The sequence below is a fragment of the Arcicella sp. genome, from assembly GCF_964672035.1.
In genome coordinates, this window is the sequence record NZ_CBABQS010000006.1 from 43,459 (window position 1) to 68,980 (window position 25,522).

Here is a 25,522-nt window from a genome sequence, read left to right on the forward strand (position 1 = left end):
ATTTTTAATGGTTTTTATATTAATTCATTTACTCATAAAGTCAAAAATATCATTATACTAATTTCTTGAAACAAAGATATAGAAAGGTACTATGTAAAACAAGGTACTATAAATATATTTTTTCCCTTTATGTATAAATGGCACTGTGGAAATGATAAATGGTAATTATTTTGAGAAAAGAAGTAGGGGAGGGTTTTAAAAAAATTTGGCGAGCCTCACAGAGGTTCGCCAAAATACTGATAATCAATTAGTTATGTAATTTTAGCGTAATTAGTAACAAAATGGTAACAAAAAACTGTATTTTAAAGGATAGATTTTGTTAAATACTTAGATTCTTTAATCTCATCATGTATTTTCTTTCTAAAAGTTATTGGTACATAAAAATATTCATTTTCTATCTCATCAATAACATTTTGTACCAAATAGTCAGATTCTAAAATTATGTTTTCTAATGACTTAAAATCTTCATTTTCCATTTTCTGAACGTGTTGTTAATGCTTTGTTTCCTATTTCTATTGCGTATTGAGTTACAACGCTCATTTTATTTGTCTGAATATTAGCACCTTGTTTGTCGTTACTACCATCTCTTTCATTTTTGGAAAACCCTGTTTTATCCTCTACCAGGTCAAGCAAATTTTCAAAATAATTATGTTCTGTAATGTTGCAAATTTGTGTTCCTGGATTTCCATTATTTTCAATTACATACGTTTTCCCGTTTTCATCTTTCATAATATCAACGCCCGAAAATTCAAGTCCCAATGCTTTGGAAGTATTTACACAAATTTCTTCATCTTCAATGGATAATTCAATTTTCTTACCCGAACCCTGCTTTGAGATGTTAGCCCGAAAATCTCCTTTATTTGCCGTCCGTTCCATTGCAGAAACAACTTTATCACCTACTACAATGGCTCTTATGTCCTTGCCTCCTGCTTTTATGAATGCTTGTATCTTAATGTCAATTCCTGCTTTACAATAACTCTCTAATGCTGTATTTGTGGCAAGCGGTGTTTCAAGTATGCTAACGCCAACGCCTTGGCTACCATGCAGCATCTTGGCAACTGCTGGAAGTCCGCCAACCTTAGAAAGTAAAAAATCAATATGTAGCGGATTGGCGGCGTAAATAGTGGCGGGTACTCTTATGCCTTTGAAACTTAACCTTTGAGTAGTTTTGAGTTTATCCGATGATGTTAAAAGTCCGTCAGCACTTTGAGGGCAATATATCCCTAAATTTTCGGTCAAGTGTCTTAATATAGACGCTCCATGATTTAGGTTTTTGCCAATACGGCTAATAACGCAATCATAGTCATTTGCTTTGAGCCTTTGAGGGGTCAATAAGTCAGCATTACCGTTGTAAATGCGGTCGTATCCGTTCTCACTTTCACTAACGAATAAGTAAAGGTCAGAGGGGTTTAACAACTCGTAAGTATGTCCACGATTTTCGATAACTTCAATTAGCTTTTTTTGGCTACTGTTAGTTAAGATTAAAATATGCAATTTGTTACTTGATTCCATTTTTTGTATTTATTGGTTTTTAGTTAAAAAATTATTGAACTTATATTCTGGATTTTGAGTGGCAATTGCCACTTTCGGCATAGGGTGGGACAGGTGAAAGACAGAAATAATGTATTTTTTTTACTTTTTTGCTTGTAACTTATTGAATACCAATAAGTTGTTAAAAAAAACACTGCAAAAGGGATATAAAAAGGGCTTATTTTGTCTATAAATGAGTTAAAAATTGAGTTTATGGAGGTTTATTTATCAAAAAATCGTTAAAATCCTTAAAATTGTGTGCTGAATAGATGTTTGATTGGTCCAAAACTTTTAACCCTGCATCTCTCATTTTTTGGGTTGCTTTTTGCCCTGCATCGTCATTGTCCAAATAACTGTAAATCGTTTCGGCTATTTTGAGTATTGGCATTGCTTTGGATAAATTGGATACTGAATTTAAAATAATAGCGGTGCATCGTGGACGGCTTTTAAAATGTTCAATAGCGGAAAGAAAATCAAACATTCCTTCAAAAATTGATACGTTCCTACTGCCAACAATGGCAAAGGTTTTGATTGCTGTATGTCCTAAATTGATAGGCTTTTTCATTATCTCACTTCGTAGAACATACCCTTTACTATCATTTTGATAACCAACTCCAAAAAATTGACCTTTGGCGTTTTTATAGTGTATTTCTTTAAGGTAACTAAATGCTGTATAAAGGGTAATTTTACGACTCTCCACGTAGCGGATTAGTGCGGGGTGCTGTAAGTCCTTCATGGCTGTAACTTCGTAGTTCTTAATCTCATTATTAGGGTTTGGACTTAATGAAAAAGAAAGAGGTTTTTCATTTTCTTTCATTAAGTCTTGACTGCCTAAATATTGGCACGCATCTACAAAACTCATACGCTCCATTCTCATTACTAATTCAATGATATTTCCTTTGTCGCTGTCATTGCCTAAATCATAAAATGTATTCTTGGTAGGACTGACAGAAAAGGACGGTGTACTATCGTTTCTTAGTGGGGAATGATACATAAAATAACTTCCACTTTTTGAAGTTGGATTTATGCCTTTTCCTGCCAAATATCCAACTATGGAAACTTGCTTTAATTCTTTTATTTGTTCTTGATTTATCATGGTTTTAAAATCTTAAAATTGCACTGCCTTTTTTTACAACCTTCCAAAGTCCCGTATTTGAAAAGTACCCCTTTTTTTTGGAACATGGAACATTTGGAACGCTTGGAACAGGTTTGGAACATTTTTGGAACACTCTAACTTATTGATTTTTAATATATTATATATTGTGTTCCAAATGTTCCAAAAAACAAGCACTATCTGAAACAGGGACTTTTAAAGAGAAAAACGTTATTTTTTGCGTTTTTTCTGTTCCAAAAATGTTCTAAACGTTCCAAAACTAATTTTTTAGTTGTATGCCTAATTGTACTTTTCTAAGAATCCATTATTTTAAGAATTGATAGGTAATACTATTACTTTCGATTGATGAAGTATTGCCACGCTCTGCACTTGATAGGCTTAAATAATCGTAACGACCTTTCTTTTCGGATTGATTTATTTTTAGTTCAATATCGAGTGCTTTACGAACTTTTTCTTTCTCCAAAAATCTAATATTCCCTTTCAATTCATCCATGATATTTGTAATTGAAAACTTCAATTCTGTTTCATCTGGAAACATGGCAAAAGTATCTTTCACTAATTGTTTGATTGCCTGTGCGACCAATGAAATACTATTATTATAATATAGCATTAATTGAGATGTACGGTAAACTTCGGGGGCAAAATACATTCGAGATTCTAAGGAATGAACCAAAGTACGATTAACCAAAAAATGTAGAAAAGCGGGAATTTCTTTTTGCATTTTTTCGCTTATTTTAGGGTCGTCTTTGTATCCTTTTTCTGCAAATGTTGGGGCTTTAAAAACTGCCCACCTTGGGTCTCCTCTCTCAATTTTTAGGGCTTTACCTTCGTCATTTGATAAGAAAATAAACTTACCTATAAAATCAATTTCACGCTGTGCCTTGTTCTTTTCATTTGATGTAACCTTACCAGTTTCAGTAGATAGCCTTTTTAACATTTGGGTTACACCTTCTTTTTCAAGGCTTGTTTCATCTACAATAATTAAAAGACGTTGCAACCAATAACCGCCAAATTCGCTTTGTAAATCACTATTACCAAGTTTAATAGCGTTGTATTGAAATATCCAATAGAATAGATTTGAGAGGGTTGTTTTGCCCGTATTCTTTTCTGATGATTCAATCAAAATGATAGGCAAACATTGATTTGGATTTGTGTATAAAATTTGGAAATAATCAAGGATAAAATCAAAATAACTTTCTCCAAAAATATGCTTTATGATATGGAAGATATGTTTGCAATCTCCTGCCGTTGGGACGTGTGTAACTTCGTGATATTGGTTATAAAAACCATTGATTGACTGCCTAAAATTAGTGTGTGATGCTACTAAGGTAAAATCATCATACTTTTTAATATCCTTTAAAATACGTTTCGTGAAATCGTCCGTTATAGTTGTTTTGGATAATTTTAGGAGGTCTTTGTAAAGTTTGCCCGACTTGTCTGGACGATGAACAATCTTATAATAATCATCTCTAATCCTAATATAATTATTAGCAATTTTTTTGAGATTTTTTTTCTTTTCTTTCTCTTCCTGCTCCTCTTTTTCTTCTAATTCCTGTGATGTAGTAACATCTAATATTAGAACATTATTAACATCATTATTACCATTAATTTTTAATGGTTCTGCTTTATTTTCTGGTTTCATTTTAGTAATTTTGCCCATGTCAGAAATACAATATTAAAAGGTTAAATTTTGAGCGGTAAAGTCATCCAACTTTACCGCTTTTTTTGTGACTAATTTAGAATAGATAAATCTTTAATACATAATTTAGCAATGTTTAAAAATTTTTCTCTATCTAATAAATCACCTCTCATTTGATAAATATCTAACAAAAACCATCCTATATCTTTAGGGTTAAATTTTTTGTCATTTATTAATAACTTCATTTCATCTAATCTTTTATTCTTAATAAATTCGTCGAATGAAAAATTCTTATAAAAACTCTCGAATTTCTGCAATAAGTCAGCTTTTGACCAATAATCTACGCCTTCTTTCGTCTCAAAATCTTTGAGATATGGAAATCTCTCATTGTATTTTTCTGGCATTTTCTTGGTTGTTGATTGTCTCAATTATTGCTTTGAGTGTTGAAAAATGCGAATCTTTGAATTTTTCAGAAAACGGAATTAAATAAATATTTTCGCCTGTTCCTGCACGCCTGAAGACTTCTTCAAAAAGTTGTGGAAGTGTCCAAAGTTGATTTTTTTCTGTCATTTTATTTATGGTTGTGGTTAAAAGTAAAAAGTCCGTGAACCATCGTAAAGACGGTAAACGGACTTAATTATCATTAAAATCTTTTGGGAAAAGCAAAGCAAGTTGGGAACGTTTCACAAACGTTTTTCTACCTGCATAATCGAAACGATATAAAGTAATATATCCCTGATTAACAAGTGTATAGAATCTTGTTCTTCCAATTTTGAGGGCTTCCCATGCTTCTTTGGGACTAAGTAGATTATCTGTTATTTTTTCGAGACGAACCGAAATAGGACTTTGTCCATTGTCTTGGTTTATTGTATTTGTTATTTGTTGTTTCATAATATTGTGAAGGAGAGTTAAGAATTCCTACGACACAATATTACAAAATATTTCACATTGATTCCATATTTTTATAAATATTTCACATTGATTCCACATTATTTAATAAAATAAAAACCTTGCAAGGTTTGCAAGGTCTAAAAGTATTGAGAAATATAATTTTCACCATATTTATCAAACAACTTTTGAATATCTCTAATTATATTTTTTATATTTTGAGATTCTTCAAAATACTGTAATAATTTTTCTTGAGCATAATTGTCTTTAAAGTCTTGTACTGTTGGATTCCATAGACTTGGTACATTTTCCGAATTTTTAAAATCATGTTCTTTTCTAAGTTCTACTTTTTCACAGGATTGTAATTGACTTAGGTAAACATCAAAAACCCAAATATTAGAATTATACTTTTCTTTAATAGTCTCCAAATTAGGGTAAAAAGTTTTAAAATATTCAAAGGATATTAAGGCTTGTGTACCATGAATGTAAAATTCATCTCCATTATCAAGAACTACTTCTCTAATTTCATGATTTAAACAATTGTGTATAAAACAAGACAAATCATTTATTTCATTATGATACATACTTGCTAAATCATTAATACCATATCTATTAGCTCCGTAGCGTTTATTCAAATTAGAGAACTCTTTTACTAAAAAAATTATTAGTGCTGTATCTCTTTCCCTTTCCTCTAAAAAATTTGAAATATCATGTTTTTGTGTAGTATCTAATTCTAATAAATCCTCTGGAAACGGTTTTAACCTACTTCTAAACCTTGTGTTTTTCCCATGATATGTAACTTGAACATATACAGGTACAACTTTGCCTCCATGTTTATCAAACTCATTAATAGTTCTATTAAAATAGTGCTTTACGGTAATTTTCTTTTCCGTTTTATGTTTCTGATATGTCCGTTTTGTTGCTTCCATTATGTCCAAATATTTTGTTAAAAGTCTGTATTTTCATTTCATCGTTATGTTTTGCATAAGTTTGAGTTTGTGATAAATTTGAATGTTGTAGTTCATCTTGTACTATATTTGAGGGTGCTCCTTTGGCTAAAAGATAGCTTGCAAACGTATTTCTTGAATCCTTAAACCGTAATATCTTCTTAATTTCAGCACGTTCTGCCAATAGTTTAAGGGTTTCATTTACTCTTTGGTTTTTCAATCCCTTAAACAAAGTATCATCATTATTCTTTGGCATATATTTTAAAGCAATTCTTTCGGGTTTACCGCCAAATAAAACAAAGAGATGCTTTACACCAAATTTTTTAGTTTTGTTAGCTTGATAGTCAAGCGTTAAGCCATCTTTGGAGTTCTGGAGGTGTTTAGCGGTTATCTTTTCTGTATCACTATATCGTAAGCCTGTATAGCATGAAAATAAAAACATATCACGGCAACGCTCCAAAAAGTTTTCTTTCCTATCTTCTTTATCAAAAGTTAAGTTTTCAATCCGTTTCAATTCTTTATCCGTAATAAAATTTGAATACGCTTCTACTTTGAGTATTTTAAAATCTTCATAGGGATTTTTTACAGAAATACCACTTTTAACAGCTTGCTTTATGTATTTCCTAAAGTGTTGGTGATGCTTTGATATGGTGTTAGTACCTATTTTTTTACTTTTTAGAAAAGAATCAAAATCCTTTATTATCTGAAAATTAATTTCACTAAATGCAATTTCGGGGCGTAACTCTTGAAGATATTTTAATGTTAATTTTCTGCTATTTTCTACAGGTTTAGAAACTCCTTTTTCTGTTTGAAGTTGTTCATTAAAGTATTTTGTAAATGATACATTGGAAGGCTCTGGAAGGGATTGAGGTTTATACAAAAGTTTAAAATCCTTAATGGTAAACCGTCCGTTCTTTTGCCTAAATTCCAATTCAAAAACCTTTAAATCTGAAATAAGTGTTTCACATTGACGATTAATAAAATTGTCTTTTGGTCTATTTTTAGCTTTGTTCCAACCTTCGGGCGAGATGCTTACACCTGTACCCTTATAGCTTGCTTTTCCATTCAGATACATTCTAATCTCAATCGGTGCTTTATCGCTGGTGTCAAGTTTTTTTTTACGATTAAACCGTAAAGAATATTCAATAAATTTATCCATTGTTTGTCTGCTTTTCTAAGTACAATAGCAAACGTAGGAATAAAAGCCGTGAGCCAATTAGTAACAAAAAAGGTAACAAACTTTACGAACTTTAACGATATTCAACGGTATTAAATACTTTTATTTTCTTTCTCTATTGAATCCACTAAACAGTTAAATACTTGATTCTTGACTAAATTACAAAAATTTGGCGAGCATCACAGAGGTTCGCCAAAATATATCACTAACACACCAAAATATAGTCATGAGTTCAAAAGAATTTTATTCCTCACAACTTATTTTATATTATAATCATGTACCATTAAAAAGTACGTTGAAATCAATGTTTTTGAAATACATCCTTATAAAAAATAAAATTTGCTAAGCCGTTATTTTTTATAATCTGAGAATGATAGCAAACTTAAATATTTTACCTTGCAAATCAAATGTTTAATATCACCTTTTTATTATTCGGTTATAAAATTTATTTTTTATTGACATTTGATATTCTTATGCCATCGTTACTCTGAATTTATTTTTTTAGAAATTGACGCTCAATTTTACTAAAATAAAACGTTTATAATAATATTATTGATTTGGATGGAATAAATATCCATAAAACATTACAACCGGAATTACTAAAAAATCGTAATGAGTTGATAAAGTCAATTAGCTTTTATTCACTTGAATTGTATTGGTTATCACAATACCAATTCTTTGTCTTCATAACATAAGGAAAGAAACGAAAAATGTACAAACGGTAAAAAAAATAATTAGAATCTCAATATCAATCAAAATTAATCAATAATTGTTATAGACTGACAATTGTAAGAAAATATTTAGTTTTTATAAATACAAAACCCCCTTGAATGTCAAGAGGGCTGTAATCAATCATGTTTCTAAAAGTAAAGGATTAATGTAAGTGGTTAATTTGGGTTTAATTCAACGTCTTTAAACTATTCTATTTCAAAATAAATTGGTAAAGTATGCCATGAATTTACTTTTTCTCCTTCTTGCATAGCAGGTATCCACGATGGCATTTTTTTGACAACTCTCAATGCTTCTTTATTACAAGCATCTGTGAGTCCTTTGACCATATAGATTTTAGCTAATTCTCCATTTTTCTTAACCACAAAACGTACAAATACTTTTCCTTTTACGGATTGTCCGTCATTTTCGGGCATGATAATATTTTTGGCAAAGAAACTCTTCATTGCACTTGCACCCCCTAAAAATAGGGCCCTTACTTGCGGAATAGCATAGATTGAATCTGCTTCAATATCATCGTTATTGATGTTTAATGAAGTTTTAGAAATTACATACTTTTCTGTGGGTAATGTCAATTTTACTTCTTTTGTTTGCTCAATATTTCCCGTTGAAGTTGCCTTTCCTAATTCAGAAACTGGCGTTATTTTAATAGGAGTCACCTTTGGCGTTTCAGTTTTCTTTTTATCAGAGTCAAGATTTATTACTTCTTTAATACCTAAAATCTCTTCAATTTCGTCGATATTGTTCATGATAGGTATAGCAATCTCCGTACTTTTTTTCTCTTTGGGTTCATTATCGTGACCAAAAATTATCTCGTCGAGCAACATCTCCTTCTTTCCTTTTAGCGACAATTCGTTTTCCCAAGCAGTTTGAATCGCTTTGGCTACATTTGAAGCGTATAAAGCACGAGACTCCAGCTTGCCAACAAATGATGAACTCCATCGCTGGGCTTTTATAGAATTTATGAATAATATACTGATAAATAAAATAACTAAATTTTTCATGTTTTTAGATAGTTTATTGACTTTTGGAATTAGTATAATTTGCAAGCCCTATTTGCTTTCAATGCCAATCCTTATTAGCTATATTGTTCGGAAATCAATTTTTTAAATACTATTTTAGTAGTGAGATATTAAATCTTGTTTAACTTTTTCATTTCGAATTACATTTCAATTTACCGTGAAAAGGTTAAGCAGATTTAATAAAATTAGAGACTCTTTAACGTTTCTTAAAACTTCAATTTCAAACGAACCGAATAAAAACTTCCGCCAAATCCCATCTGAACGGATTCGTACATTCCACCAGTTTCGGTATTATTAGGATCTTGTTTATTTGGATAAACGTTAAAAATATTTGATCCATTCAAGATGAAACGAATGTTTTTTGATAACTCATAGCCAGCCGATAAATCCGTCGTAACCTTCGCATCGTAGTGATTTAGTACGGTATTGATTGAGTTATAATCAACTAAATCCATAGAAGAAAACCCTGAAAAACGTAAAGCTGCTGAAAACTTCTCAAGTTTATAATCAAACAATGCATGATACTTATATTTGGGTGCCGTATATTGAATCAAAGAGCGTTCTCTTCTTCCTAAGAATTGTTCTTCTCTACCAGCTAATTGAGCGGTAGTATTCACTTTGTCGATGCTCAAATCATTATAATTAAAAGATAATGAAGACGTAAATTGTCCTTTCCCGAGTGTTTTTCTATAATTTGTCACAATGTCAAGGCCTAATGTTTTGGTATTCAAGGCATTTGCAAAGAATTGAGCGCCAATTACGCCTAAATTATTGAAAATGTCTTCCAGACCTTTATCCGTTGCAAAAAAATCTCCTGTCAAAACGATACGATCTTTTACAGTTACTGCGTAGGCATCTACTGAAACTGAAAAATCTTTATTTGGTTGTAAAACAAATCCTAAACTGGCATTCAATGAAGTCTCTTGTTTGAGCGATGGAATCCCTAAAGCTTTTGTGATTGGACTCTGATTGTTGGCAATTAAGCGTTCTTCATAAGTAGGTTTGTTACTTCCTTCTTCCACAACTACATCATTAATTGTTGTGCCAAAATAGGATTGGGCTAATGAAGGCGCTCTAAACCCTGAACTGAACGAACCTCTAAAAGATAATATATCAGTTGCTTTGATACGAGAAGCTATTTTTCCGTTTAATGTTCCACCAAAATCACTATAATTTTCGTAACGTAAGGCAGTAGCAATCAGCCAAGAATTGGTAACATTTACTTCTACGTCACCATAAATCCCTAAATTGGTTCGAGAAGCATTCAAGGCATTTTCTGCACGAATTCCTGGAAAATTTTGAGCGCCACCCGCAATATCTTGATCATTTCCGTAATGCTTCCAAGAAGATTCTTCACCAGGAACAATGCCATAATAATCAGTCCTAAATTCTGAACCTAACGATAAATTGGCACCCGATAAAAAATTATCAAAGCCTTTGGTAAATGTCAATCCTGTAGTGTTTTGGGAAAAATTATAACCACCTGCATCAAAGTTTATTTGATTTTTAATATTTGTACTCGCCACTTGCGATGGATTAACCGTATTCAAGGTTGAGAGTCTAATATTATTTCTACCATAAACGTTGTAAAAATCAATCTCCCAACCGTTGTTTGTTTTTGCTTTGAAACCGACTGTTAAACTTCCGTCAAAAATATTTGACCCGATTTTTGGCTCATAACCATTTGGAAATAAAGACTTTACATTTCTTGGGTTTAAGCTATCAACCGTAAACCCTTGCGCATCGGTTGAACGAAAGTTGATGCCTCCTGACGAATAAAATTTTATTTTTTCAGTAAGATTAAATTCTGAATTCAAATATAAACTACTATTCACGTAAGATGCATCGCCGAATAATGTCCTTCCATTCTGATTTTTATAGTCGAGATATTTAGCATCCGCCGTACGAAAAGTCTTTGCCTTTGATAAAATTTCGCCAGTAATATTGATAAAACCATTTTGACCGACCTTTAATCCATAATTCACACTTGGATTAATCATCAGGCCATCACCTGTACCGTATAATCCCGAATTAATACTGCCCGAAAATTCGTTGGTACTTGACTTCAAAACTACGTTAATTACACCCGCAATGGCATCTGAGCCATATTGTGCGGCGGCTCCATCCCGTAGGATTTCGATATGGTCAACCGAAGAAACTGGAATTGAATTCAAATCCGTACCCGTATTTCCTTTGCCTCTGGTGCCAAATGTACCAATCAATGCCGTTTGATGATAACGCTTTCCGTTTAAAAGCACTAAGGTTTGGTCGGGTCCTAAACCACGTAATGAAGTCGGGTCAACATGGTCAGCAATATCCGAACCTGACTGACGGTTTGAGTTGAATGCAGGCACTAAGAAATGAAGTATTTGGTTCAAATCCATTTGTCCAAAAGCTTGTAATTGCTCGGATGAAATTACATCAACGGGCGCCGTACCTTCATTTTTACCCCGTCCTTCTGTGGCACGACTACCCACCAGAATCAGTACTTCATCCTGCGTTGCTGTGGCTGCTTCTTCCAAAGAAATATCTGGAATGGTAATAACCGCCGTGGAAGGAACAATAATAGAAACTACTTTTTTGTCATAACCAGAAAACCTGATTGACATCTTATAATCACCTTTGGGTAATTTAATTGAAAAGTTACCTTGAAGGTCAGTAGATGTACTGTAAGCGGTATTTTCAATGGAAATTGTAGCACCAACAATTCCTTCTTTAATATCGGCATCTATTACTTTGCCTTTAATGCCTTGTCCAAAAATAGTGGCACTAAATAATACAGGAATAATTAATAGTGTTAGTCTGAATAATTTTTTCATTTGAGTAAGGATAATTTTTAGAAACTTGTTTGGGTATATAAAATATATTATCAAATAGTTGTATTATTTTTTTTAAATTGCATAGCTATAATTCTACTACAAATTGGCTGCCAAAACAGTCAATTCGTCGTAAAAAAAGTTTAAAAAATCCCTTCAATAAAGGATTATCTAAAATTCTTAAATCAAAAATTCTTAGTGTGTTGGGTGAAATGATATACTTACGGTAGTGATAATTAGTGAGATAATCAGTGATTACGGTTTTAAGCCCGTACAGATAAAATGCTACGATTTTATGGAAGAAATGATAGTTTTATACGTACAAGGTAAGGATTTTGGGTTTGAATTAATTAATGAAAATTTTTGACAGAAAGGAAACTCAAAAATAAAGTCAATTAAATCAATAATAATTAGGATTTTGAATACGTAAAAGAGATTCATTTAGCGGATATTCCAGAACGGAACTGAATTTCTTTTCTTGGCGGAGTATATTCAAATCGTTAAAAAGTAACGTCACAAATATATGTATTACAAATTCTACAATCAAGTATTTTCAATTATTTTTGAAAATTAAATAACTAAATGTTTCTAATAAATTTTCAACTATTAAATGTCAGATTTCTACCGGGTTAATGTAGCTTTAGAAAATCATAATACTTTTTGAATGACCGTTATTACTTGTTTAGCGTGATAAATTAAAGAAAAATGATCACCCAAAACTTCCACAAATTCTTCGTCCGGAAAGCCAACAATATTGTCTTTGCGAGCATGAATTCGTAGGTCTGGGGCGAGGGTTAAGGGTTTGACTTTGGCTAACAAAATTTGAAATTGTTGGTACAAAATTCTCCTATCTATTGTTTTCATTCCATCAACTAATTCATCGAATAACTGTTTTGATGCTGGATATTTGTACTCTTTTTTCAAAAATGACACAATTACCGAACTTTGCATAAATCCCCAACGAATGAGGAATTTTAATAAAGTTGGATTTTTTAGTGGTGTAATTAATTTTCTCTGGTTGGTCAATGACGCTAATAAAATAGTCTTACAACCACATTCTTCCTTGATATACGAAGCTATCCATCCACCCATCGAATGCCCGATTACGCAATCCTGAGCCGTAATGTTATATTTCTCAATTAAGTAAGAAGCCATTTTTACAACGTCTAAATCCTCGGGAGCATCATGCCAATCAGCCAATACTTTTTCTAAATCCATCGCAATTTGTTCGCCTTGCGTAATCGTCTTTCTGATTTCATTAAAAATTGTATGGTCTTCGATAAATCCGTGAATAAAAATGAGTTTCATGGTTGGCTATTAGTTATTAGAAAATAGTTCAATATTCAATTATTCGCTAAGGTACCAATTAATTTTAGACTTATAAAAAAAGGATAAAAATTAAATAACTTCCTAAAAATAAGGATATTACCTCTTTGTAATGTAGTTCCGAATAACTAATAACCAATTACTAATAACTGATAACTCGTTTTTCATTAATTTTGCAGGTAAATAAGAAATAGATAATGAATATTGAAAGAATAGAAATACAAGAGACTTTACTACCAACAATGGAATATTTTTATACCATTCAAGGCGAAGGTTTTCATCAAGGAAGAGCGGCTTATTTTATTCGTTTGGGAGGCTGTGATGTAGGTTGTCATTGGTGCGATGTGAAAGAATCTTGGGATATGAATGCCCATCCAAAACTAACTATTAATCAATTAGTTACGGAGGCGGCACAATACAAAGGGCGTTTGGCAGTCATCACGGGTGGCGAACCTTTGATGCACAATTTAGATGCGTTAACGGGCGCTCTACACGAAGCGGGTTTTGAGACAAATATTGAAACCTCGGGCGTGTGCGAACACGTAACGGGCGATTGGGATTGGATATGTTTTTCGCCCAAAAAATTCAAGAAACCCAATCCCGAAATTTATACAAAAGCCCATGAATTGAAGGTAATTATTTTCAATCGATCGGATTTTGAGTGGGCAGAGAGTTTTGCAGCGGTGGTCTCGGATAATTGTATGCTATATCTTCAACCCGAATGGAGTAGAATGGAAATAATGTTGCCCGAAATTATTGAGTATGTCAAGAACAATCCGAAGTGGAGAATTTCGTTACAAGTACATAAGTTTATGGATATTCCGTAACAAAAAATTCCCAAAAGCAATCTTTTAAAAAATATGAAATGTCTATTTATCAAATGTATCTTACTGTTAGCAACTAACTGTTTATTGATAACTACATTTTCCCAAAATCTCCTTTCCTCGACCAACAAAAAAGCCGTTGATGCCTACGAAAAGGGCATTTTGGCCTTGAAAGAACGTAATGTTGAAAAGGCTTTTTCTGAATTTGAGGAGGCAATTGAACGGGATAGATTGTTCTCAGAACCATATTTTCAGTTGGCAAGACTGTACGAACAAAATCGTCAATTTGGTAATGCGATTTTGAATTATGAAAAAGCGGTAAATGCCCAAGAAAAGACTTCTGTTACGGAAATTGCGGCGCAACAATTGGGACAATTGTATCTCAAAAAAGGAGATTATCAAAAGGCGTTGGTTTTTCTGGAAAAAGGAATTGGAGCGGTTACGCTTTCCAATCAAAAACGATATAAAACTCGCATTGATAACTGTAAATTTGCTTTAGAAGCTTCCAAGAAACCACTGATTATTAATCCTTTAGAATTGCCAAAATCGGTCAATCGGTTTCAATCTCAATATTTCCCAGTAATGACTGCCGACCGTGAAACCTTGATTTATACGGGGAATCAGGACAGTGACGAAAATTTATACGCAACTTCCATTAAAGACAAAATCTGGACTGAACCTGTTTCTATTTCTGAGAAAATTAATACCAAAGAAAATGAAGGAACTGCCTCCATTTCTGCCGATGGAAGAACCTTAGTTTTTACCTCATGTGGAGGACGAAAAGGCTTTGGAAGTTGTGATTTATTCATCGCTTACAAACAAGGAGATAATTGGACTTCACCCCAAAATTTAGGAACTGGCGTAAATTCATCCGAGTGGGAATCACAACCGTCATTATCCGCCGATGGACGAACTTTATATTTTGTTTCGGACAGAAAAGGCAGTTTGGGCAAGCGAGATATTTGGATGAGCAAATTGGATTCTACCAATATGTGGGCCAAAGCGACAAACTTGGGAGCACCCGTAAATACGATTGAAGATGACCTTTCTCCATTTATTCATGCCAATGGAAAAACACTATTTTTTGCTTCTGAAGGACACGTGGGAATGGGAGGTTTGGATTTATATTTTACTGAAAATCAACAAAATAAATGGAAAAATCCTGAAAATTTAGGCTATCCCTTGAACACATTTGAAGACCAAGTGGCGCTATTCATTACCTCGGATGGCAAGAAGGCTTATTACTCTTTGGAACGTGACCAAGAGGATAAATACAGAAGAGCAAAAATTGTAGAAATCGAAGTTCCAGAATCTTTGCAAGCAAAATTTAAAGCGACCTCTTTTTTGAAAGGAATCGTTTATGATGCCCAAACAAAACAAAAATTACAGGCTGATATTGAGCTTATTGCTTTAAAAAATAATGAATTAGTCGGTAAAATTAGTTCGGATGCACAAACGGGAACGTACACTTCCGTACTCACAAGTGGCGGTGAATATGCGGTTTTTGTTAGTAAAAAAGGGTATTTTTTCAAGAGTTTAAATTTTGATTTTTCGGATAAAATTGGGCTTGATAAAACAGTCGATATTCCATTAGAACCCATTAAAAAAGAAGCGAAGGAAATTTTGAATAACCTCTTTTTTGATACGGCAAAATGGGATTTGAAATCAGAGTCTGCCGTGGAGTTGGATAAATTAGTAGCTTTATTGAAATCAAATCCAGACTTACCAATTGAAATTTCGGGTCATACCGACGATGTGGGAAAGGATGCTGATAATGTAATTTTATCCCAAAAAAGAGCAAAATCAGTCGTGGATTATTTAGGGCAAAAAGGCGTTAATGTTTTGAAAATCAAAACGGAAGGTTACGGGAAAACTCGCCCATATTTACCGAATAGTTCGGATGAAAACCGAAAATTAAATCGTAGGATTGAGGTGAAGTTTTTGTAGAAATCGATCAAATCTATGAAATAAATTACGAATGAATCCCTTGCCACATTAAATTTACCTTAAAAACGGACTTAATAGCAAAGCTTTAAGTCCGTTTTCGTATTTTATTACTTAATTTTGAATTAATGAGAGTTAATACAATCTCAAAAACACACGGATGAAAATCTTAGTAATTGAAGACGAAGTAAAAACGCTCCAACTCATTAAACAAGGGTTAGAGGAACAACAGTGGGAAGTTGACATTGCCTACGACGGTTCGATGGGTTTTCAATTAGCCACTCGTCACGACTACGTTTTGATTATTTCCGATATTATCCTTCCGATGCTGAATGGTTTAGAATTATGCAAGAAGTTGCGACACGAAGGAATTGATACGCCCATTCTCTTGTTGACCGCTTTGGGAACAACCGATGATAAAATTACGGGTTTGGATGCAGGAGCCGATGATTATTTGTGTAAACCATTTGAATTTAAGGAGTTAATGGCAAGGGTTAGGGCTTTGACTCGGCGAATGGGAAGTATTACGCACACCAATTTGTTGAAAATTGCCGATTTGGAAATGGATTTAGATACTAAAACGGTGGTGCGGGCAGACAAAGAAATTCCGCTGACTGCCAAAGAGTTCTTGCTTTTGGAGTATTTTATTCGTCACCAAGGTAGGGTTATTTCTAAGGTCGAATTAGCAGAAAAAATTTGGGATATTACTTTCGATACTGGCACAAATGTGATTGAAGTATATGTCAATTTTTTACGAAAAAAGATTGACAAAGATTTTGAAAATAAACTTTTACATACTCAAATCGGTATGGGTTATGTATTAAAATTGGTATCATGATGGTCAATATTCGTTCTAAACTTACCTACCAATTTATGGCATTAGCCACCGCCATTCTACTTATTTTTTCGGGTGGGGTTTATTTTTTTAGCAAACTTTATCTCGAAAAACGCTTTTATACCCGTTTGCAAGAGCGAGCTATCACCACGACAACGCTTCTCTTTGATTTGCAAACTGCCGATACTACGGTTTTGAAATTAGTAAATATATCCGATCGTGAGCTTTTGCAAGGAGAAAGTATAGCGGTTTATGACGAAGTTCAGAAAAAGATTGTCTTTTCTGCCAATCAAAAAAACTCACTTTCCTCCGAGGTTTTGCTGCCTTTTTTGAAATTTAACTCGCCCACCATTTATACCCACTTCAACGAATATCAAATTATTGGCATACAATTAAGGAGTAGCAACAATACTAATTGGGTGCTTGTGAGTGCCATTGATATCAACGGAACGCAGGCTTTGGAGGATTTAAGGAAAATTTTGATTGTCATGATCTTGATTGGAATCTTGCTTTTGGGAATTTCAGGGTGGTTTTTTGCCGATAAAGCATTGGCTCCAATGTCAGGAATTATTAAACAAGTCAATAAAATTTTTCCCAATAATATCGAAAATCGGGTGGAACATCCTAACCGTTCGGATGAGATTGGTTTGTTGGTGACCACTTTCAATCAACTGCTCGACAGAACCGAAGATGCTTTTGTGATGCAAAAAATGTTTATTGCTAATATTTCGCACGAACTTAAAAACCCCCTAACCAAAATTTATTCTCAAATAGATATTACGCTCATGCAAAAACGAAGTGCAGAAAATTACGAGCAATGTCTGCAATCGCTTCAAGAAGATACCCGCACGTTGATTCAACTAACCAACACGCTTCTCAATTTAGCGAATACCGTAGTGAGTTCAGATAACATTCCAAAAACAGCCATTCGGATGGATGAACTGCTCTGGGATGCTAAGAGACAATTGACTAAATGGCACGAAAATTATCAAATTCAATTAAATTTTAAGGATTTTCCTGATGATGAGGAAGATTTAATCATGCAAGGAAGTGAAGCCGCTTTGAAAGTTGTGTTAATGAATTTGATTGATAATGCCTGTAAATTTTCGGAAAATCATCAAGCAATTGTCGATTTTAAAGCAACCCAGTCAACCATCATGATTAAGGTTTTTAATGACGGCCCCATTATTCCAGCTTCGGATTTGCCTTATATTTTTCGCCCTTTTTACCGTAGTAACGCTACTGCGCAAGCCACCAAAGGTCATGGCGTTGGGTTAGCGATTGTTGCTCAAATTTTGCGTGTTCATCATGGCGAGATTTCTGTAAACTCTGATCATAAAGGTACTATCTTCATAATTTCTCTTCCTACTAAGTAAATAAGACCTTTCCGATAAACTTTAAGCTAATTTTAAGGTCAGTTTAACCCCCCTTTAACTTCAAGGTCGTTGCTTTGCATTAGTTAATTAAAACAATCTAAAACATTTACTCAAGATGGAATCAAAAAACAATCAAGGTATTTTTAAAGTAGCAATTGGCGTATTAATTGGCGTAGTTGCTTTGTTAAGTTATTTATTTATGGGAGCAAGAAATGAAACATTCGAACTCCAAAAATCACTTACCACAAAGGTTGAAGAATTATCAACAGCCCAAATAAAATTTGACTCTATTTCAAAAGTGTTAGATATTAAAATTGCCGAGGTTGAAAAATTAGGTGGCAATGTCAAAGAATTAATGGCTGTAAAAGCACAATTGGAAGAAGATAAGAAAAAATTGAAAACAGATTTTAATTTTTCAGTTCAAAAATATGAAACGAAGGTAAAAGAATACGAAACTTTTTTGACGGCCAAGGATGATGACATCTTGAAATTAAAATCAGAAAATGGAACATTATTAGCCCGTACTAAAACCCTTGAAGATGAAAAGCAACAAGTAATTACCGAAAATTCGGGTTTGAAAACGGATAAAGAAAGTTTGTCTCAAACGGTGGCTTCTTACACGGCTCAAAACGATGATTTGAAACGTAAAGTTACTTTAGCAACCGCTATGAAAGCCATTAACGTTCAAGTAGCTGCGATGGCATCAAACGGTAAGCTTCGTGAAGGAGGTTTGTACAAATCATCTAAAATTGACCGTTTGAAAATTTCATTTATTATGCCTTCGAATCCCGTAGCAGAGAAAAATACGAAGGATATTTTTGTGAGAATTTTAGACCAAAATGGAGCAGTTGTGAGTGAGGATGGCAATGCTGGAACAGTTCAATTTGAAGGTAAAGAATTGGGATATAGCTTAAAACAAGCCATTCCTTTTGAAAATAATGACCAAAAAGTAGATGTACTTTACGGTAAAGGTTCTGGTTACAAAACTGGAAAATATGCCATAGAACTATATTCTGAAGGTTTTAAAATTGGTACAGGAGCATTTGAAGTGAAATAAAAATCTGCAAAGTATTTTTATTAATTTAGAATATAATGAAGCTGTTTTGGATAAAGACTTTAATGTTTTTTCGTCTTTATCCAAAACAGTAACAAAAAATATGATACCGTCAATCAATATAAACATTAAGTACTTTTTGAATCTTTTGAACGAGATTTTTAGATTTTCTTTGGAAGGACTAAAAACAGTTTATCGTTTTTTTATCAAATTCCCCAAAGCCTATACGTGTCTCATTTATTTATTTTTATCTATGTCTTTTTGCTATTATCCAATCTTCAATCATTGGTTAGCAGGGTTTATTATGATGTCTTTGCCCATTGCTTTGTTGCTTGGTTTGATGGCAAGTAGCTACCTTTTTTATAAAAAACAGAAAATGTTGGCAACTATTGGAGTCGTTTGGGTTTTAATGTCTTTTCCAATTATTAAAAGAATCGTAGGAATTGGTCACGAAGAGCAAAATCCTATTGCCAATAATTCTTTGAAAGTTTTGAGTTTTAATAGTGAAAGTTTTTCTGGAAATGATGACCATAATTTATCGGCGCTTCAAGCGGATATTGCTTGTTTTCAAGAATATTCACAGAATGAACAAATTGAAAATCAATATGTGAATAAATTTGTAAAACTGACCGCTTTTTCTGCTGACAGAGCAGTTGGATTAGCCATTTTTTCCCGTTATCCAATTTTAAAACAGTATGGTAAAATTTGGGATAGAGAAGATAATGCTCCCAATATCAATGGTTTTCTCTGTGCTGATGTGGTTTATGGAAACGATACGGTTAGAATTGTAAATGCTCATTTATGGTCGATGGGTGTGCGAGTAAATAAAGCGTTTGATGCTTTTAAGCGAGGTGAAATCCGTAAATTCTTTTTTGAAGTTGCGGATACTATAAAGCGACTAAAAGATGGTTTTAATGCCCGTGATAAACAAGTGGCAGAAGTAGAATCTTACGTGGCGGGTAGTAAATATCCCGTTATTATTTGCGGAGATTTTAATGAAATTCCTTTCAGTTATACTTATGGGAAATTGAGTTTAAATTTTGAAAATGCTTTTGAAGAAGTAGGACAGGGATTAGGGTTCACTCTCAATCGTTATCCTTACTGCGTTAGAATTGATCAGCAATTTTTTAGTTCAGATTGGCAGGTTCAATCTTGCCAAATTATCCCTACGATAACCTTTTCGGATCATTTTCCTCTAATGGCTCAATATATCTTAAAAAAACCAAACAATTCAATTCCCGAATTGCTGGCTCACAGATAAATAATCACTTAGGAAAGTCTAACACACTTTATTTTTCCCAAACAGTTTCTCCTGTTACCAATTCTTGCCCATCCTGATTAATAATTCTATGAATAAATCTTTGGTCTATTCCTTGACTTTGCGTGGTAATTTTATCACCTAAAATACTTTCATTTTTAAAAATCATATCAATTGATTTCAACGTACCATGATTCAAAATGTCAGTTGGTACACTTTCCATCAACCATTCCACGTATTTAGTATTATTAACGTGCTGATTGGAATCTATATCATGCCAACGAATGTCAAAACGTTTTTCAATTCCAATCGCATTAATGCCTAAAATCTTACCTGAAACATTCTCAATTGGATTTTCTTCCACCAGAATTTGGGTAATCGCAATCATCCATTCAGGTATTGAAGTAAGTCTTCTTTTAACAATATCCATCAATCCCCAGACGCTATTGGCGGTTATTATTTCAATGCCATCGGCATCGATTACCTTAAAATTACGGTGATAAAAGTATTTATCTACACTTTGAACATACGTTTTTACGGTTACAGTTTCGTCGTAATTTGGTAATCTATCAATCCAGATTTTTAAGCGAGAAAGCACCCAAGAAATATTGTGTTGAGCAGATAATTCATGAACTGAAACTTTCTCAACGACTGAATGTCGCCAAGCCATTTCTTGTAAAAGTCCATTTAAAGCGGGAATAGTTAATTTACTGTGGGCATCAACTTCGGTAATTCTTATGCGGTAATTTTCGGTAATAAATTCCATTGGTTAGTTATTGGTTTCTGGTCGGACGGCGTACCGTTATTAGTTCTCAGAAATTGGTTATTGATTGATATTTTGCAATAGTAACCAATTTCTGAGAACTAATTTCCCCTTTTCATTTCTGACATAATTCTTTGGCGTGAAACACCTTCTGAGGGAGCATCTTCGTAGGCTTTTTTATAGTCGGTTTTCTTTAAATCGCCATTTTTTACTGATTTTATAAAATTTGCCCAAGCAAAAGGATTTGTCAAAGACATCAAAGGACTTTGTACAAAATTTCTATTGGCCATGCTATACGTCATTTGGTCGGAGAAATTACGGAAATTTCCTGCTCCACTCAAGCCTGCTTGCAGGGCCAAAACGTTCAATTTAGACTGTTCTAAGTTTTTCTCTAATGCTCTTCTGCCTGCTTCATTCTCTACTTTCATATCCATGAATGCCTTTTTGAAATCTTCTTCTGTGCTGTATGGATATACTTTCACCTCGGCCAGCATTCTTGATTCTTCCGCCATGTGAATAATCCCAGTTTGAACTTCCTCTAAAATATAAGGAACGATGTAATATTTCTTTTTGTAACCAACATAACTGAAAGTCAAACTATCTCCGGGATAAACGTATAATTGAAAATTACCTAAATCATCCGTCAATGCTCCTCTGCCCGAATTAGCATTAAAAACATAAGCATTTGGAAGAAATTCTGAAGTTCGTGAAGCCACGACTTTACCTTTGAAAACGATCGAATTGCTATGTTCCTGAGCAAAAGTGGAACTGTAGGCAAACAGCAAAACAATAAAACATAAAGTACTGATTGACAAATACTTGTATGAAGTATGTTTTGTATTATTTTTCAAATAATTTATATTTTGATTGCTCATCGATAGCTGGAAATTGTATATGCTGCAAACTTACATAAAATAAACGTTTCGATGTACAAAATGGTTTGTCTTTAACAGATTTTAACGTAATTCTAATACTAAGAAAATAATTTCAAAAATGTAATGATAAATGGTACAGATAGTAAAAGTCCATCAAATCTATCCAAAAAACCACCGTGTCCTGGAATAGTAGAAGCCGAATCTTTGATTTTTATACTCCTTTTGAATAGCGATTCTACCAAATCTCCGTAGGTTCCTGCCACTACAATAATTGCCCCACAACCAAACCACTGCCATACTTTTAAGTCATGAAAATAGAGTGATAAAACGTAAGCTACAATCATGGATGCTACAAAACCACCGATGCTTCCTTCCCAAGATTTTTTGGGAGATACTCTTTCAAATAATTTCGTTTTCCCAAATTTTGTACCCATAAAATATGCTCCTGTATCACTTGCCCATAAGAGGAAAAGGCATCCCAATGGTTTTTGCCAACTGAAAGTATTGAGTTGAATAAAGGCTAAAATGATGACCAAAGCAAATGGCAAAGCTACATAAATCACGCCCAGAAACGTGTATGCAATGTTTCTGAATGGTTTGTCATCTTTGGCTTTATAAAGTTTTATAAAGAAAATTGAAGCCATTAGAGGCGAAAGAATATAATAATTAGATTCTGCAATTACGCCTTTTTCGATTAAATACGTTACCGTTACCAACACAAATCCACAGAAAGTTCCGTAATAGGTGAGGGGTTCGTTGCCGTTTAATCCTAAAAGTTTATAGAATTCTAATTGTGCCAAAATAGCAATTAATGCAAAAAGTCCGTAAAATGTCCAGTCACTATACACAATGCAAAATATCAGAAAAGGTACAGCAATAACGGCCGCAATGACCCGCTGTTGCAGGTTTGACATGGTTTGTAATTTTTTATTCATTTATGTTTTTGGGTTAAGTAATTTTATGGGGTAGTGATTTATTGGTCGGGAATTTTAAAATCATAACTCACAACTGGCTCAATCACAACTAATTAAGTCCTGCTTCGTTTTCCAACAGAAATTTCGCTAAAACGGCATCTTGCATTGGTACGTGTACTTCACAAAGACCAAACAAATACGAACTGTCTTGTTTATTCAAAACTACGGCATCAATCTGATGTTCTTCCACCAAATAGGCTTTCGCCAATTGTGCTTTGATCGGACTCGTAGATTCGTATATTTTTTTCCAATCGTTCATGTTTTTATTAGTTATTTGTAATTTTTATTAGTGTAGGAATAACCATCAACTAATCACTCTTTTCATCCAGAACCATCTTAATATTAAGGCCGATAATAATAACGAGCCTAAAGCCATGCTTAAAGGTACGGACTTTGTGTCTTCAATATTTACGGCAACGGCCTTTGTTGAGTAAAGATATGCCATTAGCAAGGTAAATCCATTATTCACAAAATGGGCAAACATCGGTACCCAAAGGTTTTTTGTCCAGTAATATAAATAACCAAATAATGCCCCCAACAACATTCTGGGAAAGAAACCGTAGAATTGGAGATGAATAAAACTAAACGTGAAAGCGGCAAACCAAATCGCTACGTGTGGATTTCCAGAGGCTCGTAAAGCAATATTTTGCAAAACGCCTCTGAAAATTAATTCTTCAGAAATTCCTGCCAAAACTGCCACTACGACCATCGCCACAATCAATTGCGAAGGCGTTTTGAAAGTGGTTAAGAATTTAGTCAATTCGCCCGTTGCTTCCTCACTGTCTTTCATCCATTTTTCGATTCCTTTCATGGATTCGGGCAAAACCATTCCTTGATTCCATTCGATAATCAACGCATCAAAACCCATGAAAATAATTACCAAAAGTGCCACTAAAAAAAAGACGGGTAATTTAATTTCGTGGAAACTTAACGTATCAACGGTTTGTTTTTCAATCACGTACCAAAAAAACAACGCTGCCCCAATGAAAGGTACAGGCGTTGAAAATGTCTGCATCGCCATCACAGCATCGTACATATTGGGATAATCGTTGAGGTGTTTTTGAAAATCAACGACCAGTGCAAAAGGCATTCCTGTAATTTGAGTAAAAAAGAATATGCCAATAACGGAGCCAATGGTCATAAAAACCAAAGTAATACCTACCAAAATCATAATTTTAGATATAAACGGCAGATTAGTTTGTGAAGAAGAAGTATCGAATTTTGTCATAATGGTTGTAAATTTACGTAACAATTGACAGTGAACAATTGATAATTGACAATTAATAATGGACAATTGATAATGAACATTTATCAATTAATTATAATTTGGTGAAAAAATTATCAATTGTTCATTATCAACTGTCAATTGTACATTATCAATTGAAAAGAATATGGTTAAAATTAAGAACATAGAATTAGGGGATTTTCCATTGTTGCTTGCACCGATGGAGGATGTTTCTGACCCGCCGTTTCGGGCTGTCTGCAAGGCAAACGGGGCGGATTTAATGTACACCGAGTTTATTTCTTCGGAAGGATTGATTCGTGATGCGGCAAAATCGGTTCAGAAATTGGATATTTTTGAGTATGAACGCCCTATCGGAATTCAATTGTTTGGTTCGGACGTGGAGACAATGCGAGTTTGTGGAGAAATTGCCTCCAACGCTGGTCCTGATTTAGTGGACATAAATTATGGTTGTCCCGTGAAACAAGTGGCTTGCCGTGGGGCGGGTGCGGCTTTGTTACAAGATATCCCCAAAATGGTTTTGATGACAAAAGCGGTAGTTAATTCAACGCATTTGCCCGTAACCGTGAAAACTCGTTTGGGTTGGGATGATACCACTAAAAATATCGAAGATGTAGCGGAACGATTGCAAGATATTGGCATTGAAGCACTTACGATTCACGGACGTACAAGAGCCCAATTGTACAGAGGCGATGCCGACTGGCGATTGATTGCCAAAGTAAGAGAAAATCCAAGAATTAGAATTCCGATTTTTGGCAATGGAGATATTGATTCACCCGAAAAAGCCTTAGAATATCGTAATCGTTTTGGCGTGGATGGTATCATGATTGGGCGAGCAGCCATTGGTTATCCATGGATTTTTAATGAAATAAAACACTTTTTCAAAACGGGAGAACATTTAGCACCTCCTACGATTGAGGACCGCATTGATGTTTGCCGAAAACACTTAGATTTCAGCATTCGTTGGAAAGGAAACCACGTAGGAATTGTGGAAATGAGACGACATTATGCCAGTTATTTTAAAGGAATTCCTCATTTCAAAGATTTCAGAATGCGCTTTGTTACTTCCATGAATTACGAAGAGATTCTTGGGATTTTGGAGGAAGTTTCGCTATTTTATGGACAGGAGGAAATGATGGTTTTGGGATAGAGAAAATGGCATTAAGAAAATTTTCTTAATGCCATTTT

The 25,522-nt window shown here is 33.8% G+C and carries 24 protein-coding genes; 7 read left to right on the forward strand and 17 right to left on the reverse strand.

What is annotated here, in order from left to right:
* Positions 1-302: 302 nt before the first annotated feature.
* The 12 genes from AC1W31_RS02925 to AC1W31_RS02980 all read right to left on the reverse strand — a co-directional run bounded on the left by AC1W31_RS02925 (position 303) and on the right by AC1W31_RS02980 (position 13,170).
* Complete coding sequence (locus AC1W31_RS02925) at positions 303-476, reverse strand: hypothetical protein (protein ID WP_481732905.1); 174 nt, start codon at positions 474-476, stop codon at positions 303-305.
* Positions 466-1,512, reverse strand: coding sequence for an ATP-grasp domain-containing protein (locus AC1W31_RS02930; protein WP_481732906.1), 1,047 nt, complete (start codon positions 1,510-1,512; stop codon positions 466-468). The genes AC1W31_RS02925 and AC1W31_RS02930 overlap by 11 nt, the downstream gene beginning before the upstream one ends.
* Positions 1,513-1,741: 229 nt before the next feature.
* Entirely contained in the window at positions 1,742-2,626 is an 885-nt protein-coding gene (locus AC1W31_RS02935) for a toprim domain-containing protein (RefSeq protein ID WP_481732907.1), read from the reverse strand.
* A gap of 322 nt (positions 2,627-2,948) precedes the next feature.
* Complete coding sequence (locus AC1W31_RS02940) at positions 2,949-4,286, reverse strand: primase-helicase family protein (protein ID WP_481732908.1); 1,338 nt, start codon at positions 4,284-4,286, stop codon at positions 2,949-2,951.
* 89 nt (positions 4,287-4,375) lie between these two features.
* Entirely contained in the window at positions 4,376-4,687 is a 312-nt protein-coding gene (locus tag AC1W31_RS02945) for a hypothetical protein (protein WP_481732909.1), read from the reverse strand.
* Positions 4,668-4,853: a hypothetical protein gene (locus AC1W31_RS02950; protein WP_481732910.1), complete on the reverse strand. Its 186-nt coding sequence runs from the start codon at positions 4,851-4,853 to the stop codon at positions 4,668-4,670. The genes AC1W31_RS02945 and AC1W31_RS02950 overlap by 20 nt, the downstream gene beginning before the upstream one ends.
* 63 nt (positions 4,854-4,916) lie before the next feature.
* On the reverse strand, positions 4,917-5,174 hold the full coding sequence (locus AC1W31_RS02955) for a hypothetical protein (RefSeq protein ID WP_481732911.1): 258 nt from the start codon (positions 5,172-5,174) through the stop codon (positions 4,917-4,919).
* 137 nt (positions 5,175-5,311) lie between these two features.
* Positions 5,312-6,100, reverse strand: coding sequence for a hypothetical protein (locus AC1W31_RS02960; RefSeq protein ID WP_481732912.1), 789 nt, complete (start codon positions 6,098-6,100; stop codon positions 5,312-5,314).
* Entirely contained in the window at positions 6,066-7,277 is a 1,212-nt protein-coding gene (locus AC1W31_RS02965) for a site-specific integrase (RefSeq protein ID WP_481732913.1), read from the reverse strand. Before AC1W31_RS02965 ends, AC1W31_RS02960 begins: the two co-directional genes overlap by 35 nt.
* 935 nt (positions 7,278-8,212) lie before the next feature.
* A complete protein-coding gene (locus AC1W31_RS02970; RefSeq protein ID WP_481732914.1) occupies positions 8,213-9,028 on the reverse strand; it encodes an energy transducer TonB in 816 nt (271 codons plus the stop codon).
* A 224-nt stretch (positions 9,029-9,252) separates the two neighbouring features.
* Positions 9,253-11,865 carry a TonB-dependent receptor gene (locus tag AC1W31_RS02975; protein ID WP_481732915.1) on the reverse strand — a complete coding sequence of 871 codons (2,613 nt, stop codon included), beginning with the start codon at positions 11,863-11,865 and terminating at the stop codon, positions 9,253-9,255.
* Between the two features lie 645 nt (positions 11,866-12,510).
* Entirely contained in the window at positions 12,511-13,170 is a 660-nt protein-coding gene (locus tag AC1W31_RS02980; RefSeq protein ID WP_481732916.1) for an alpha/beta hydrolase, read from the reverse strand.
* Between the two features lie 260 nt (positions 13,171-13,430).
* On the opposite strand from AC1W31_RS02980, the gene AC1W31_RS02985 reads away from it, so the two are divergent.
* The 6 genes from AC1W31_RS02985 (at position 13,431) to AC1W31_RS03010 (ending at position 20,482) form a co-directional block, all read left to right on the forward strand.
* Positions 13,431-14,015 carry a 7-carboxy-7-deazaguanine synthase QueE gene (locus tag AC1W31_RS02985; RefSeq protein ID WP_481732954.1) on the forward strand — a complete coding sequence of 195 codons (585 nt, stop codon included), beginning with the start codon at positions 13,431-13,433 and terminating at the stop codon, positions 14,013-14,015.
* An 84-nt stretch (positions 14,016-14,099) separates the two neighbouring features.
* On the forward strand, positions 14,100-15,959 hold the full coding sequence (locus AC1W31_RS02990; RefSeq protein ID WP_481732917.1) for an OmpA family protein: 1,860 nt from the start codon (positions 14,100-14,102) through the stop codon (positions 15,957-15,959).
* A 157-nt stretch (positions 15,960-16,116) separates the two neighbouring features.
* Complete coding sequence (locus AC1W31_RS02995) at positions 16,117-16,794, forward strand: response regulator (protein WP_481732918.1); 678 nt, start codon at positions 16,117-16,119, stop codon at positions 16,792-16,794.
* Positions 16,791-18,167, forward strand: a complete 1,377-nt coding sequence (locus AC1W31_RS03000; protein ID WP_481732919.1) for a sensor histidine kinase — start codon at positions 16,791-16,793, stop codon at positions 18,165-18,167. Before AC1W31_RS02995 ends, AC1W31_RS03000 begins: the two co-directional genes overlap by 4 nt.
* A gap of 115 nt (positions 18,168-18,282) precedes the next feature.
* On the forward strand, positions 18,283-19,224 hold the full coding sequence (locus AC1W31_RS03005; RefSeq protein WP_481732920.1) for a hypothetical protein: 942 nt from the start codon (positions 18,283-18,285) through the stop codon (positions 19,222-19,224).
* Positions 19,225-19,324: 100 nt separating this feature from the next.
* Entirely contained in the window at positions 19,325-20,482 is a 1,158-nt protein-coding gene (locus AC1W31_RS03010) for an endonuclease/exonuclease/phosphatase family protein (protein WP_481732921.1), read from the forward strand.
* Positions 20,483-20,510: 28 nt separating this feature from the next.
* On the opposite strand, the gene AC1W31_RS03015 is transcribed toward AC1W31_RS03010, so the two are convergent.
* The 5 genes from AC1W31_RS03015 to AC1W31_RS03035 all read right to left on the reverse strand — a co-directional run bounded on the left by AC1W31_RS03015 (position 20,511) and on the right by AC1W31_RS03035 (position 24,319).
* Entirely contained in the window at positions 20,511-21,245 is a 735-nt protein-coding gene (locus tag AC1W31_RS03015) for an acyl-[acyl-carrier-protein] thioesterase (protein ID WP_481732922.1), read from the reverse strand.
* A gap of 98 nt (positions 21,246-21,343) precedes the next feature.
* Positions 21,344-22,093, reverse strand: coding sequence for a carboxypeptidase-like regulatory domain-containing protein (locus AC1W31_RS03020; protein ID WP_481732923.1), 750 nt, complete (start codon positions 22,091-22,093; stop codon positions 21,344-21,346).
* A gap of 122 nt (positions 22,094-22,215) precedes the next feature.
* On the reverse strand, positions 22,216-23,052 hold the full coding sequence (locus AC1W31_RS03025) for a phosphatidate cytidylyltransferase (protein WP_481732924.1): 837 nt from the start codon (positions 23,050-23,052) through the stop codon (positions 22,216-22,218).
* An 88-nt stretch (positions 23,053-23,140) separates the two neighbouring features.
* Positions 23,141-23,350: a putative signal transducing protein gene (locus tag AC1W31_RS03030; protein ID WP_481732925.1), complete on the reverse strand. Its 210-nt coding sequence runs from the start codon at positions 23,348-23,350 to the stop codon at positions 23,141-23,143.
* Positions 23,351-23,395: 45 nt separating this feature from the next.
* Positions 23,396-24,319 (reverse strand): CPBP family intramembrane glutamic endopeptidase, encoded by a 924-nt coding sequence (locus tag AC1W31_RS03035; RefSeq protein ID WP_481732926.1) that lies wholly within the window; start codon positions 24,317-24,319, stop codon positions 23,396-23,398.
* A gap of 163 nt (positions 24,320-24,482) precedes the next feature.
* Here AC1W31_RS03035 and dusB point away from each other — a divergent pair, with 163 nt between their 5' ends.
* Positions 24,483-25,484 carry a tRNA dihydrouridine synthase DusB gene (gene dusB / locus AC1W31_RS03040; protein WP_481732927.1) on the forward strand — a complete coding sequence of 334 codons (1,002 nt, stop codon included), beginning with the start codon at positions 24,483-24,485 and terminating at the stop codon, positions 25,482-25,484.
* Positions 25,485-25,522: the final 38 nt, after the last annotated feature.